The sequence below is a fragment of the Roseobacter sp. SK209-2-6 genome, assembly GCF_000169455.1.
Taxonomy (GTDB): domain Bacteria; phylum Pseudomonadota; class Alphaproteobacteria; order Rhodobacterales; family Rhodobacteraceae; genus Pseudophaeobacter.
In genome coordinates, this window is record NZ_AAYC01000005.1 from 83390 (window position 1) to 97567 (window position 14178).

Sequence of the window (14178 nt, forward strand, 5' to 3'; positions counted from 1 at the left end):
CAGCCATGATCCCAGCCATTGCTCAGGGATGCATCCGCGCCCCTTTGGTGATCTTGTCCACGAGTTTGCGCTCCTCACGTAGCGCCACCCCCACGAGGTTGAGCGCACCGGTTTCAAACTCCTGCACCGCAGCGCGGTTGGCCAGATCATGACCGGTTGCGAACATTTCTTGCGTGTAGATCGCAGGATCCGCACCACGTGACAGCGCCCGGTGCAGAACTTTGGTCAGCCCCGCCGAATCCGCAACCAGCACGATCACCGGCTGTATCAACAGTGCCCGATAACTCTGCCCGCTGGCATCCTGATAGCGGGCGCCAATCAGGTCGGGGTCCGCACCGACCAGACCACTGGTCAAAAAAGCTGTCACATTGAGTTTCTGCCACATCATCAGATCCTCTCTGACAACAATCGCGGCCTTCGTTTCAAACTCCATTTCACCTCCACTTATTCCAGAGTATCCTCAAAATTCCGTGGAAAATTCCCACTGGAAGATCAAAAACAGTCTAAAGTTCAAGCTACGGGCCATCAAACGAAGCAAATTCTGCAAGAGGCAGCCATGACCAGTTTTGACCAAACGGATCTGCGCATTTTGGCGCTCTTGTCGAAGAATGCACGGATGAGCAACAAGGAGCTGGCCCATAGCATTTCGCTCTCCCCCTCCAGCACCCATGAAAGGTTGAAACGCCTGCAAGAGAGCGGACTTCTGGCAGGGGCGCATGCGGATGTGCCGCTGGAGCAGCTGGGGCTTCCGCTGAAGGCCCTGCTCTTCATTCAGATGAGCGAACATGAAAAGGGCAAACTCTCCAGCTTTCTGCAGGAAATACTCAAAATCCCGGAGGTTCAGGCCGCATGGATGATCAGCGGTCGCTTTGATACGATGGTCGAACTGGTGGCTCGGGATACCAATCACTTGCACCTGCTTGTCGTTGAAAAATTCTCTTCCCGTGAGGAGGTCAGTCGGATTGAAACTTCGGTGGTTTTTGAGAGCATCAGGCGAAACGATCTATCTGCAACGCTCACAATCGAGACCTTGGGCTAAAGCGACCGCCTCCGAGCAAAGAGAGGCCCTAGAGTCCCCAAGCGGGCCCTAAAGCGACATTTTCGTCGAAAAACCGCTTGCAGCCAGTCCTCAGCAGGTCATGCTGCGCGATTATGCGTATGATCCTCTCCTTTGCCGCCCTCTTCCTCTCCGTAATTCTGCTGCAGTTGTCGACAGGGGGGGTCGGCCCGCTGGATGCTCTCTCCGGCATCACCCTTGGCTTTGACAAAGAGCAGATCGGTCTCTTGGGCTCGGCGCATTTTCTCGGCTTTTTCATAGGCTGCTGGTGGACCCCACGGCTGATGGGCTCAATCGGCCATTCGCGCGCCTTTGCGGCCTGCACGTCGCTGGGAGCGATGGGGCTATTGGGACATACGCTGACCGAGGATCCCCACCTTTGGGCCCTGATGCGGATTGCCTCCGGTGTTTGTGTTGCCGGCTGTTACACGGTGGTGGAGGCCTGGCTAAATGCCAAGGTCACCAATGAGAACCGGGGCCGCACCATGGGGCTTTACCGGATTGTCGATATGGGGGCTTCGCTGGGCGCGCAGCTGATTATCGCTGTACTGCCACCGGCGGCTTACCTGTCCTACAACCTCTTGGCCATTGTCTGCTGTGCGGCACTGCTGCCCCTGACCCTGACCAAAGCGAGCCAGCCCGAGACCCCGAATGCGCCGCGCCTGCGGCCGCGTCTGGCCTGGCGCTGCTCGCCCTTGGCGGTGGCGGGGGTGATCGTTGCGGCGCTCAGCTCTGCCTCCTTCCGGATGGTCGGACCGATCTATGGCCAGGAAGTCGGGCTGGCGGTGGACCAGATCGCGTTTTTCCTGGCGGCCTTTGTGCTGGGGGGTGCCATGGCGCAATATCCCATGGGCTGGCTGGCGGATAAATTCGACCGGCGCTGGGTGCTGATCTGGCTGTCTGCCGCTGCGGTGATCAGCTGCCTGGCCACCATGGCGACAAGCGGCATGGGCACCCTTGGGGTGATGCTGGCCGCCGGTTTCTTCGGCTTTACCACCTTCCCGATCTTCTCTGTCTCGGCAGCCCACGCCAATGACTTTGCCACCTCGGAAGAGCGGGTGGAGCTCTCCGCTGCCTTGATGTTCTTCTTTGCCCTTGGCGCCATCGCGGCGCCCTATGTCGCCTCAAGCCTGATTGAGAACTACGGCCCGCCCGCCCTCTTTGCCTTTGTTGCCTGCGGGCATCTCTTGCTGATCGGTTTTGGCCTGACCCGGATGCAGGCGCGCCCGGCACCGGAACTGGAGGAGCGCACCCGCTATGTCTATGCGCCGCGTACCTCCTTCACCATCGGGCGGCTGCTGAAAAGGTCGCGTGAGCGCAAATAGTCCCCTCAAAACCCTGCGCTGCGCGCGAATCGAGGGAAGTGCTCAAAGCGCCCGCCCCAAGGGGACGGTTCGGGCGCTGCTAAAGCTAAGCTTTGGCAGATAGGACGAGAAGGGCCAAAAAAGAAAGGCCGGGAAATCCCGGCCTTTCTCTTGTCTTTCAGGGCAGAGGGTTATTCCGCAGCCTCAATAGGTTTGCCGGCAATCTCTTCCTCTGCGGTTTCGCCTTCAACAATCTCTTCCGGACTGCTCAGCGCCTGGCTGGCAACACCTGCAACGCCGTCCTCCATGGAGATCCCCAGTTCCTCGCCCAGCTTTTTCAGCGCAGGCATCTGCACGGCCATGCCCATGATCGAATCAAGCGCCTGATTGACCACCGGCTTGTCGCCGGAATTGGCCGCCGCACCACCGGAGCCAACATAGGGAGCACCCGCACCGATGCCGCCCACCTGATGGATCTTGATCGAGTCGATCTTTTCCGCAGGTTTCACCATCTCGGCGATCACGCTTGGCATGGCTTCGATCCGGGCCATATCGACCTTCATGCGGATCATTGCAGGCGAAAGCGCATTGTCTGCATCCACCAGGGCGCGCTTACCTTCCGCTTCGGCCAACATGTCGTTCTTCTTGGCCTCGGCACGGATGTTGAGCGCATCCGCTTCGGCCTGAGCCTCCTCACGGCGGGCCTCGGCGCGGTCGGCAGCGGCTTCCTTTTCAGCCTGGGCCGACAGGCGGATGGCGGTTGCCTGGCGTTCGGCCTCGCGGGTTGCTTCGATCAGAACGATCTGCTTTTCACGCTCGGCCTCAGCCACCTGACGGGCGGTTGCCACCGCTTCGGTTGCCTTGGTGGCCTCGGCGCGGGCCAGATCAGCAGAGGCGCGGGCGCGGCTTTCTTCCTCGGATTTCTGCTGGATGATGATCTGGCGCTCCTGCTCGGCCACCTCCAGTTCACGCTCCTTGGTGATTTCGGCATCGCGCAGCTTGCGTTCGCGCTCGATCTCGGCGGCACGCACGGCTTCTTCGCGGGCAATCCGGGCGCGCTCTGTTTCACGCACAGAATCCTCGGTGCGGGCTGCGATCTCAGCCTCCTGCGCCACACGCAGGGTTTCCACCTTTTCCTTCTGCTCGATGCGGGCCTGCTCTTCATCCTGCTCGATCAAGAGCTGCTGGCGCTCCGCCTCCATCGCCGAGCGGCGCACCGCGACCTGGGCTTCAGCCTCAATCTGCGCCCGCTCTTTCTTTGATTGCGCAATCACCTCGGCCAGTTTGCGCATACCAACGGCGTTAAAGGCGTTGTTCTCATCCAGGGCCTCAAAGGGCGTCTGGTCCAGCGCGGTCAGCGAAACGGATTCCAGCGATAAGCCGTTCTTCAACAGATCCTCGGAGACAGCATTCTGCACCTCCTGCACAAAGTCAGCGCGGTTTTCATGCAAGCCGTCCATGGTCATCTGCGCGGCCACTGCGCGCAGACCGTCGATGAGCTTACCCTCGATCATCTCGCGCAGTTGCTCAACATCAAAGGTCCGGTCCCCCAGGGTCTGGGCCGCACGGGCAATGCCCTCAACAGTGGCCATGACAGAGACGTAGAACTCAACACCCACATCAACCCGCATCCGGTCCTGAGTAATCAGGGCCGCATCGCCGGAGCGCTGAACTTCCAGGCGCAGGGTCTTCATATTGACTGGGCTCACTTCGTGCAGCAGCGGGATAACAACCGTGCCGCCATCCATAATGACCTTCTTGCCGCCAGAACCGGTTTTCACCAGGCTGATTTCACGGGTGGAGCGGCGATAGAGACGGCCCAGAACCAGGCCAATAACCAGCAAGAGCATCAGAATGCTCGGCACAACAATAATTAGTAATTCCATGGGAATTCCTCCTTCAGTAATAGTCACATCAAGTTTTTCTTTGTTCATCGGGCTGTCCGCCCAAAGAGAGCTGGGGTCATTCCGACAGCGGGATCAGGACATATTTGTCCTGGCGCCGGTCCCGGATCACCAGAACCTCGGTGCCCTGGGTGATTTGCTCATCCCGCTGTAGGGGTTCCGCGCGCAGATAATGCGCATTGCCATAGCCATCCATGACCCGCACCTCCGCCGGACGGCCTTGCGCTGCGGTCCCTTGGGAGACGATGCCGCGACGGCGGCCGAGGCTGCGCTCTGATAGGGCCTCGCTCTCGACCTGCGGCAGAAGCCGGGCAAACGCCGCGCCAAAGCCGCGGGTGAACCACAGGGCAAAGGCAAAGGCTGGCAGGGAGGCCAGCATGGGAGGCAGGCTCCAACCCAAGAGGTAGCGCAGCCCGAACTGCAGCCCCATCCCCGAAAGGCCAAAGGAAAAGAGCATCACCGCCAGCCAGATCAGCATCGGCATTTTGCCAAGGCCAAGCCAGGCGCTGGGACCCGCAGCAGCCACAGCCGGGGCAGCCGAACCACCGGCCTCGATCCCGTCGATTTCTGCCAGATCCAGCCCTTCCAGGTCCGCCCCGTCAAAATCAACACCATCGAGATCCAAATCGCCCAGATCAGGTGCTTCAAACCCGCCGGGAGCCCCCTCTATGCCATCGAGATCTGCATCGACATCCGCATCAGCACTATCTCCCAGAAAGCTCATACCGATGAGCAGTGCCGCCAGTTCCAGCACCGTCAGCCCCAAGAGCAGGGACAGCGATAGGGTAAAAGGCATGAACTCGGGAGAGAACAGATAGTCGAACATCAATGGGCAAAATCCTATTCAGTATACAATGGCATGCAATTCAGATGGTAATGGCGCTGTGAAGTTTCAAGGCAGGAACCAATCAAAACTCGCCCTAAAGGTGATTTATTCAAACCGACCAGGCAAGTGATCTTTGACCAATTGCAGCAAAATTCCCAGGAAAGGGCCGCCTGGGGTTTTCGTGCTGACCTGCATGGGGTAGACGGGCCTTTGACGTATTCACAGGGTGGATGGCATGGCACGCATTCTGATCACTTCGGCAATTCCCTATATCAATGGGATCAAGCATCTGGGCAATCTTGTTGGCAGTCAGCTGCCGGCTGATCTCTATGCGCGCTTTCAACGTGGCATCGGCAATGAGGTTCTCTTCCTCTGCGCAACGGATGAGCACGGAACACCCGCTGAACTGGCGGCCGCGAAGGCAGAGAAACCAGTTGCGGAGTTTTGCGCCGAGATGCATGGCGTGCAGTCAGAAATCGCCAAGGGCTTTGCCCTCAGCTTTGATCACTTTGGCCGCTCCTCCAGCCCCGAGAACCACAAGCTGACCCAGCATTTTGCGGGCAAGCTGGAAGAGGCGGGTTTGATCCGGGAAGTCGAGGACCGTCAGGTCTATTCCATTGCGGATGGCCGCTTCTTGCCGGACCGCTATGTCGAAGGGACCTGCCCCAACTGCGGGTTCGAGAATGCCCGTGGCGACCAATGTGAGGAATGCACCAAGCAGCTGGACCCAACCGATCTGATCAATCCACGGTCTGCCATTTCGGGCTCCACCGATCTGGAAGTACGCGCAACCAAGCATCTGTTCCTGTGCCAGAGCCAGATGAAAGACCAGCTGGACGCCTGGATCGACAGCAAGGCCGACTGGCCCATCCTGACCACCTCAATTGCCAAGAAATGGCTGCATGATGGGGACGGGTTGCAGGATCGCGGCATCACCCGTGATCTGGATTGGGGCGTGCCGGTCAAGAAGGGCGGCGAAGACTGGCCCGGCATGGAAGGCAAAGTCTTTTATGTCTGGTTTGACGCGCCAATCGAATACATCGCCTGTGCGGGCGAATGGGCAGAGGCCAATGGCAAATCCGACGCCGACTGGCAGCGCTGGTGGCGCACCGACAAAGGCGCGGAGGATGTCAAATACGTGCAGTTCATGGGCAAGGACAATGTGCCTTTCCACACGCTCTCCTTCCCTGCCACCATCCTGGGCACAAACAACTACAATGAGAAATCCGGCGATCCAGAGCGCTGGAAGGCCGTCGATTACATCAAGTCTTTCAACTACCTGAACTATGACGGTGGCCAGTTCTCCACCAGCAAGGGTCGTGGGATCTTTATGGATCAGGCGCTGGAGATCCTGCCCGCCGATTACTGGCGCTGGTGGCTTTTGTCCCATGCGCCCGAAAACAGCGATGCCGAGTTCACCTGGGAAGATTTCCAGCAATCCGTGAACAAGGACCTTGCGGATGTGCTGGGCAATTTCGTCAGCCGCATCACCAAATTCTGCCGCTCCAAATTTGGCGAAGAGGTGCCAGCAGCTGGGGAGTTCGGACCTGAAGAAGACGCCCTGATCGAAGAGCTGACCAATCGGATCCAGGCCTATGAAGGGCACATGGAAGCGATGGAGGTGCGGAAATCCGCGCAGGAACTGCGTGCGATTTGGGTTGCCGGCAATGAGTATCTGCAAAGCACCGCCCCCTGGTCCACCTTCAAGACCGACCCCGACAAGGCTGCGGCGCAGGTACGCTTGGGCCTCAATCTGATCCCTCTTTATGCGGTGCTGAGCGCGCCCTTCATTCCGGGTTCGGCCGCAAAGATGCTGGATGCCATGGGAGTCGAATCTCCCGGCTGGCCCAAAGATGTCAAAGCCGCTCTTTCTGTCATGCCTGCGGGTCATGGCTTTACGGTGCCAGAGGTGCTTTTTGCCAAGATCACCGACGAGCAGCGCGAGGAATGGCAAGAGCGCTTTGCCGGGATACGCGACTAAGACACGCATCACACCCACTCATGAAGAAAGCCCGCCACTCTCTGGCGGGCTTTTTCTTTGGCTGCCGCAGATCAAAGCGAGCCCCATTTTTGGGCATCTGATCCCGCAGTCACAGGCAACCGCAGGAGAGAATCACGCCAAGATGGCTAACCTTAAACTTGTCATCAAATGCTTCCCCAACGGCGCCCAGTCTACACTCTCCGAAGATCAAACAGGGAAAAGGCCCCGTCTAGTCATGTTCCCCGCCCCTATTTTGAAAACAAGTAGGCAGGGTGCAAATTTTTTCCGACTAAATTACTAAGAATGGGTTTCCTGATAAAATAAATCAGGTATATATCCCTCAGCCAACCTGCGCGACAGGCCAGCCCGCATCGAAACAACTGCAACCCTATCGCCACCATGTCGAACGGAACGCCTGAGCCCAGCACCTCCGACCGGAAAGACACTCAACCTGTGGACCGGTCCGATACAGAACTGCTGTGGAGCGCAAGCTGTGCGCCTTCGGGATCTCTGTCCGGCTTCTGTCTGGAATGGCTTCTGGACAAGGCGGAATTCAACAATGGGCGACCCTCATGAATCAGATCACCTCCGAGCCTGTGGCAACCACAGCAACCACCGAAGTCTTTCCGACTTATCACGCCGAAGACCTGACCCGTGGCGGCATCCAGGCCCGCATTCTGCTGAACGGCCAGATCTACAGCCTGCGCATCACCCGCGCGGGAAAGCTGATTCTCACAAAATGACGCAGCGTGGCGCACCTCCTCGCGGCGGCGCCTCTGTTGGGCTGCTGAATGACCTGCCCCCGCTGGAAGCGGGGGCCGTGCGCTATCTGCGCCATTGGTTCAGCGGCGCAGAAGCGCGCTCCGACCTGCACCAAGCCTTTCACGGGAAACTGGGCGCGCCCATTGCCGAAAGCGCCTTTGAGAGCTTTGGGGCGCTTTGCGATTTCTGCGTCAAACATGGCCGCCGCCCGCTCGTCCGGCATGGCATGACCTGCTCTTGTCTGGGAGCCGATGAAAACTGTTTTGCCAATCTTGTTGCGGCTGCGGCTGCGGGAGATCTGGAGGATGCGGAACTTCTGGCCTCCCTCATTGTTCCCCCAAAGCGCGCCCAGCAGCTCTGCCATCTTGCGGTTCAGTGCGGGCTCTATCTGCAGCAGATCTCCCAGAACGCACCGCCACGACGGACCTACCGGCCTGGCAACGCCACCCTTCACTGACTGAAACAAAACCCACCAAAAGAAACCTAAGGACTATATCGATGAAATCTGTTTTTCTTACAGGGACTGCGCTGGCAGGTATAATTTTCAACGCCGCGCCCGTTTTGGCGGCGAGCAAAGCTGACATTCTGACCAACTATGCCAATATTGCAGAAGCCAAGTATCAAGACAGCCTGCACACCGCGAAACAGCTTCAATCCGCCGTTGAGGCACTGATCGCCTCCCCTTCGGCTGAGGCTCTGGAGGCCGCGCGTGCAGCCTGGATTGCCTCTCGTGTGCCCTATCAGCAGTCCGAAGTCTTCCGTTTCGGCAACGCTATCGTTGATGACTGGGAAGGCAAGGTAAACGCCTGGCCGCTGGACGAAGGTCTGATCGACTATGTGGACGCCTCCTATGGTGGCCCAAGCGACGAGAACGCTCTGGCCGCACTGAATGTCATTGCAAACCCTTCCTTTGACCTTTCCGGCAAGAGCATCGACACCAGCAAGATCACCCCAGAGCTGCTCTCTGACACCCTGCATGAGGCTGACGGCATCGAGGCCAATGTGGCCACCGGCTACCACGCCATCGAATTCCTGCTCTGGGGTCAGGATCTGAAGGGCACCGAGCACGGCGCTGGCGACCGCCCCTGGACGGACTATGCTTCAGGCGAGGACTGCACCGGCGGGCACTGCGACCGCCGCGGTGAGTATCTGAAGGCCGCAACAGACCTGCTGGTCTCTGATCTGGAATGGATGGCCGCACAGTGGAGTGCATCAGGTGAGGCGCGCGGTACGCTCCTGGGCGATGAAGACGTCGGCATCTCTGCCATGCTTACCGGTATGGGGTCCCTCTCTTACGGCGAACAAGCCGGTGAGCGCATGCGTCTGGGCCTGATGCTGAACGACCCGGAAGAAGAGCATGACTGCTTCTCCGACAATACCCACAACAGCCACTACTATGACGGTTTGGGCGTACAAAACGTCTATTTGGGCGAATATGTGCGCGTCTCGGGAGAGCTCGTTTCCGGCCCCTCCCTGTCGGATTTGGTTTCCGCTAGCGATTCCTCCCTGGACAGCGAGATGCGGTCAAAACTAGCAACCACCATGCAAGCCCTTGGAAGAATTAAACTTACTGCCGAAGCAGGCACGTCTTACGATCAAATGCTTGAGGCAGGAAATTCTGCAGGCGAAGCGCTGATTATGGGTGGCGTAAACGGTTTGGTTGATCAGACACGCTCCATCGAACGGGTCGTAAAACTGCTCAGCCTTGACGGTCTGGAATTTGAAGGTTCCGACAGCTTGGATAATCCTTCGGCTGTCTTCCAATAAGACGCAGCGAATAGAGAAATCCCAAGAGGGCTAGCCAGGCAGGGTAGCCAGCCCTCTTTTCAAAAAAGAAGAAAACCCCAATGAAATCTACCACCTTTTCCGCGCTCGCCCTTGGCGCGCCTTTCGCGTTGTGCGCAACTGTTGCCTCTGCTCAGGAGTTCTCCTGGGAAGGCGAAATCGAAATCGGCAATGAGCAGGTAATCTCCTCTGACGTTGCCGCCAATGAGATCCGCAACACCTATGCTATCATCACCGCCACCGGCACCTATAGCTTTGCCAATGGCGTGGAAATTTTCGCCACCCTGACAGGTGAAAGCGTCACCGATGCAACTGCGGACCGCACGTTCGAAGACATGGGCCTCTATGTCGAAGAACTCGGCCTCAGCTTTGGTGTCGGCGAATCCACAACCGTCAGCCTCGGTAAACTTGCGCCCTCTTTCGGCAGTGCCTGGGACGATACTGCCGGTTTCTTTGGCGGCACGCTGGCAGAGGACTATGAGCTGACCGAGCAATTGGGCGTTTTGGCGGATGTTGAACTCGCCAATGCCGGCACCCTCTCCTTTGGGGTGTTCTTTGCCGATGACACCAGCCTCAGCCGCTCCTGGGGTGAAGATCGCGGTCGCAACCGCGCCTCTGCCGGTGGTGCAGGCAATACCGGTGAACTGGACAACTTTGCCATTCAGTGGGCCCATGAAGTAAATAACACCCGCTTCCACGTCGGTGCGCGCCACCTGAGCGCAAGCGTGGGCGATGTCGATGATGAGCAGGGCTTTGTCGCGGGCATTGGCCATTCCTTCGACGGCGGCCTGGACGTCTTTGCAGAAACGGCTTCCTTCTCCAACTTTGGCGGCACTGCGGACGACGCGACTTTTGTGACCCTCAATGCGGCCTATGCAATCGGCAACCTGACCCTCTCTGGCACCCTGTCGCAGCGCGATCTGGATACCTCTGGCAAGACAGATCTTCACTCGATCGCTGCCGAGTATGAGTTCCAGAACGGCATGACCCTTGGTGGCGCCCTGGCGTTTCAGGATGACAGCGGAGTGGAAGACACCATTCTTGGCGTCAACCTGATTATCCCCCTGGGCAGCTGAACATGATCCCTCGGGGCTGGTGAAACACTTCAAACCGAACCGGACTGGGCCGCAGCATTGCGGCCCTTTTTTCTTTTCCACCCCTCAATTCTCCCTGCGACAAACCGCCCAAAGAGGTTTTCAAAGTAAATTAGTCAGAATTAAAACTTGTATCCTTATTTTTTCTGTCAGATATTCGCTGCAGCCGGGACGAGTGAGTCCCTCGATAGCCTAGGGACCAGCCGCATGATCATATGCCATTGTACCCAGATCACGGATCACGACATCCATGCTGCCATCAACTGGATGCGGGATGCGGATCCTGCAACCATCATCACGCCGGGCAAGATCTACCGCGCCCTCGGAAAGGCAGCGGATTGCGGCGGATGCATGCCACTCTTCCTCGACACCATGCGAACGAATGATAAGATGACGGTACCGGCGGGGCTGCAGAACCTACGCCTTAGAACAACTCAGGAGAGCACCTATGAAGGGCGACCCCAAAGTCATCGACTATCTCAACAAAGCGCTGCGTCATGAACTGACCGCCGTCAATCAATACTGGCTGCATTACCGCCTGCAGGACGATTGGGGCCTGGGCAGCATGGCCAAGAAGAGCCGCGAAGAAAGCATCGAAGAGATGCAGCACGCGGATGATCTGATCCAGCGCATCCTTTTCCTGGGCGGGCATCCGAACCTGCAAAAGCTGGACCCGCTGCGGATTGGCCAAACCCCGAAAGAGACCCTCGAATGCGATCTGGCCGCCGAAGAGAGCGCACGCGCCCTCTATAAGGAAGCCCGCGAGGCCTGCGACAAGGCCGGTGACTATGTCACTATGAAACTGTTTGAAACTCTGCTGGCGGATGAGGAAGGTCACATCGACTTCCTCGAAACCCAGCTCGAACTACACGACCGGATTGGTGCTGAAAACTATGCACAACTCAACGCCACCAAAATGGATGAGGCTGAAGAGTAATCTGCTCTGGGCTGCCGCTTTTGCGGCAGCCACCCCCGGGGCAGCATTGGACCTTTCACCTCTTGCCCTGGGTGACCCCCACCTGAAGACCCTCCCCCGCAGTTCTGAAGATCAGGCACGGATCACGGAAGTCACCCGTGCGACCGGGGACTTCTCTCGCTCAGAAGCATTTGAAGCCCGACCTGCCGGCAGAGCCACGGTGCGCGCGCGCAGCGATGACGAAGCCTTCTCGCATCACAGTGCCAATCTATCCTTTGAACAGGAACTCGAATTCAAGCTCGGCAATGGGCTGTTCAAGAAGATCTGGGTCTTCTCGCCTGCCTCCACCCGTGCCTCTGACGGGTTGGGGCCGCTTTACAACGCGCGCTCCTGCCAGCGCTGTCATGTAAAAGACGGGCGCGGAGAAGTCCCGGAAGATCCGGATTACCGCTCCGCCTCGATGTTCCTGCGCATCTCGATCCCGGCCCCCGCGCCCAAAGAGATGCAAGCGATTGAGGACTATCTCGGCACCGCGCCTGATCCTGTCTACGGCGGCCAGCTGCAGGATTTCTCCCCACCCGGCATCGCACCGGAATACCGGCTGCGGGTCAGCTATTCACCGCTGACAGTCCCACTGAAGGGTGAAGCCCCCGCTACACTGCGCGTGCCCAGCTATGAGGCTGCCGAACTTGGCTATGGCCCACTGCACGAGGGGGCCATGCTCTCTCCTCGTATTGCACCGCCAATGATTGGGCTGGGCCTGCTGGAAGCAATCTCTGCCAAAGACATCCTCGCCAATGTGGATGAGCAGGACAACAACGGCGACGGCATCTCTGGGCGCGCAAACCTCACCTGGTCGCAAGAGTTTGACCAGGTCATGTTGGGGCGCTTTGGTCACAAGGCCGGCATGCCCACCCTGCACGAACAATCAGCAGCCGCTTTTTCAGGCGATATTGGCATCTCGACACCCCTGTTCCCGTCAGCTGCCGGGGATTGCACTGCAGCGCAGGTGGCTTGTCAGTCCGCCCCGCATGGCGACGGGGATATTCGCGGCACCGAGATTGATCAGGCCAATATGGATCTGGTGACCTTCTACAGCCGCAATCTGGGCGTGCCAGCGCGACGCAATATTGATGACCCAGAGGTGCTGCGCGGCAAAGAGATCTTCTATGCCGGTGGCTGCATCAGCTGCCACACACCCAAGTTTGTCACCCAGCGCCTCGCAGACCGGCCCGAAAACAGCTTTCAGCTGATCTGGCCCTACAGCGACCTTCTGCTGCATGATATGGGTGAGGGGCTGGCGGACAATCGCCCTGAAGGCCGCGCCACGGGCCGTGAATGGCGTACCCCCCCGCTCTGGGGCATAGGCCTTACAAAACAGGTAAACCCGCGCGCCACCTATCTGCATGACGGACGTGCCCGCACCCTGCTAGAGGCGATCCTCTGGCACGGCGGCGAGGCGGAAGCGGCAAGAAATCGTGTGACCGAACTGGATCCGGCGGACCGACGTGCCCTGATCCGCTTTTTGGAAAGTCTTTGAATTGAAACATCTGTTTTCAAGCGCTGTTCTAGCCCTTTCGCTTACAGCATCCTCCCTCCATGCGGATATGGTCGATGAAATCCTCGACCAGCAGATCCTGCCCGATATGCAGACCCTGGCTGAGAGCAGCGCGCATCTGGCAAATGCGGCGGAGCAGATGTGCCGCCCTGGGGTCAGTCCCCTGCGCGAAGCCTATGCCCAGGCCTTTGACGCCTGGATCCGTGTCAGCCACCTGCGCTTTGGCCCCAGCGAAGTCGAGAACCGCGCCTTTGCGCTTGCCTTTTGGCCGGATAGCCGTGGGAAAATTCCAAAGACACTTGCTGCCCATCTGCGCAAGGCAGATCCAGCACTTCTCTCTGATGCAAAGTTTGCCCAATCCTCCATCGCGGGTCGCGGTTTTTACGCTTTGGAGTTTTTCTATTTCAGCCCTGAGGACATCGGCGCAGAGCCCAGTGAATTCACCTGCGGGCTTACACGCGCCATTGCCCGCGACATCGCTAAAAACTCCGAAGCGATCTATCAAGACTGGCTAAGCGGCTACGCCACGCAGATGCGCGAGGCGCAGGGTCGCTATGCGAATGAAAGCGAAGTCAAACAGGAACTCTACAAAGCGCTGAACACCGGATTGCAGGTTCTATCTGATATGCGCCTTGGGCGTCCCCTGGGCGCATTTGACAAACCGCGCCCCAAACGAGCCGAGGCCTGGCGATCGGGACGCAGCCTTCACCACATCCTTCTTTCGCTTGATGCGCTGAAACAGCTGGCCCTCAGCCTTTCTGCCAAGGATCCGGCGCTGGCCGAGCGGTTGGAACAGGGATTTGATCGTGTCTTAGCCCGGGCCGAGGCACTGGACGACCCCCGCCTGGAAGGGGTTGCTGACCCGCAAAAGCGTTTTCGCATCGAAGCGCTGCAGCAGCAGGTCAATGATCTGCGAACCCTGATCGAGGCAGAGCTTGGGCCGTCACTGGGGGTTCTTGCGGGTTTCAACTCGCTCGACGGCGACTAACAC

14 protein-coding genes are annotated in these 14178 nt (G+C 58.6%); 11 read left to right on the forward strand and 3 right to left on the reverse strand.

All coding sequences use genetic code 11. The features are described from left to right. Nucleotides 1-22: 22 nt before the first annotated feature. Nucleotides 23-433: a DUF2000 family protein gene (locus RSK20926_RS09430; protein WP_008206183.1), complete on the reverse strand. Its 411-nt coding sequence runs from the start codon at nt 431-433 to the stop codon at nt 23-25. A gap of 123 nt (nt 434-556) precedes the next feature. On the opposite strand from RSK20926_RS09430, the gene RSK20926_RS09435 reads away from it, so the two are divergent. Further along, nucleotides 557-1039, forward strand: a complete 483-nt coding sequence (locus tag RSK20926_RS09435) for an Lrp/AsnC family transcriptional regulator (protein ID WP_008206184.1) — start codon at nt 557-559, stop codon at nt 1037-1039. 113 nt (nt 1040-1152) lie between these two features. Next, nucleotides 1153-2382, forward strand: coding sequence for an MFS transporter (locus RSK20926_RS09440; protein ID WP_037254554.1), 1230 nt, complete (start codon nt 1153-1155; stop codon nt 2380-2382). Nucleotides 2383-2552: 170 nt separating this feature from the next. On the opposite strand, the gene RSK20926_RS09445 is transcribed toward RSK20926_RS09440, so the two are convergent. Together RSK20926_RS09445 and RSK20926_RS09450 are read right to left on the reverse strand one after the other, a co-directional pair. Beyond that, nucleotides 2553-4247 (reverse strand): flotillin family protein, encoded by a 1695-nt coding sequence (locus tag RSK20926_RS09445; protein ID WP_037254556.1) that lies wholly within the window; start codon nt 4245-4247, stop codon nt 2553-2555. 76 nt (nt 4248-4323) lie between these two features. After that, nucleotides 4324-5091: an OB-fold-containig protein gene (locus RSK20926_RS09450; RefSeq protein ID WP_008206189.1), complete on the reverse strand. Its 768-nt coding sequence runs from the start codon at nt 5089-5091 to the stop codon at nt 4324-4326. A 235-nt stretch (nt 5092-5326) separates the two neighbouring features. Between RSK20926_RS09450 and metG the strand changes: the two genes are divergently transcribed. The 9 genes from metG to RSK20926_RS09490 all read left to right on the forward strand — a co-directional run bounded on the left by metG (nt 5327) and on the right by RSK20926_RS09490 (nt 14175). Further along, the gene (metG, locus tag RSK20926_RS09455; protein WP_008206190.1) at nt 5327-7072 is read left to right on the forward strand and encodes a methionine--tRNA ligase; all 1746 of its coding nucleotides are present in this window, start codon (nt 5327-5329) and stop codon (nt 7070-7072) included. A 572-nt stretch (nt 7073-7644) separates the two neighbouring features. Beyond that, nucleotides 7645-7815 carry a hemin uptake protein HemP gene (hemP, locus tag RSK20926_RS22445; protein ID WP_008206194.1) on the forward strand — a complete coding sequence of 57 codons (171 nt, stop codon included), beginning with the start codon at nt 7645-7647 and terminating at the stop codon, nt 7813-7815. Next, the gene (locus RSK20926_RS09465) at nt 7812-8291 is read left to right on the forward strand and encodes a hypothetical protein (protein ID WP_008206195.1); all 480 of its coding nucleotides are present in this window, start codon (nt 7812-7814) and stop codon (nt 8289-8291) included. Before hemP ends, RSK20926_RS09465 begins: the two co-directional genes overlap by 4 nt. A gap of 41 nt (nt 8292-8332) precedes the next feature. Further along, nucleotides 8333-9601 carry an imelysin family protein gene (locus tag RSK20926_RS09470; RefSeq protein ID WP_008206197.1) on the forward strand — a complete coding sequence of 423 codons (1269 nt, stop codon included), beginning with the start codon at nt 8333-8335 and terminating at the stop codon, nt 9599-9601. 80 nt (nt 9602-9681) lie between these two features. Then, nucleotides 9682-10695, forward strand: a complete 1014-nt coding sequence (locus tag RSK20926_RS09475; protein ID WP_008206199.1) for a porin — start codon at nt 9682-9684, stop codon at nt 10693-10695. Between the two features lie 225 nt (nt 10696-10920). Then, entirely contained in the window at nt 10921-11214 is a 294-nt protein-coding gene (locus tag RSK20926_RS22450) for a (2Fe-2S)-binding protein (protein ID WP_083805768.1), read from the forward strand. Continuing rightward, on the forward strand, nt 11162-11650 hold the full coding sequence (bfr, locus tag RSK20926_RS09480; protein ID WP_008206200.1) for a bacterioferritin: 489 nt from the start codon (nt 11162-11164) through the stop codon (nt 11648-11650). The genes RSK20926_RS22450 and bfr overlap by 53 nt, the downstream gene beginning before the upstream one ends. Next, a complete protein-coding gene (locus RSK20926_RS09485) occupies nt 11634-13169 on the forward strand; it encodes a di-heme oxidoreductase family protein (RefSeq protein WP_008206201.1) in 1536 nt (511 codons plus the stop codon). Before bfr ends, RSK20926_RS09485 begins: the two co-directional genes overlap by 17 nt. 67 nt (nt 13170-13236) lie before the next feature. Beyond that, entirely contained in the window at nt 13237-14175 is a 939-nt protein-coding gene (locus RSK20926_RS09490; protein WP_008206202.1) for an imelysin family protein, read from the forward strand. The last annotated feature ends 3 nt before the right edge of the window (nt 14176-14178 follow it).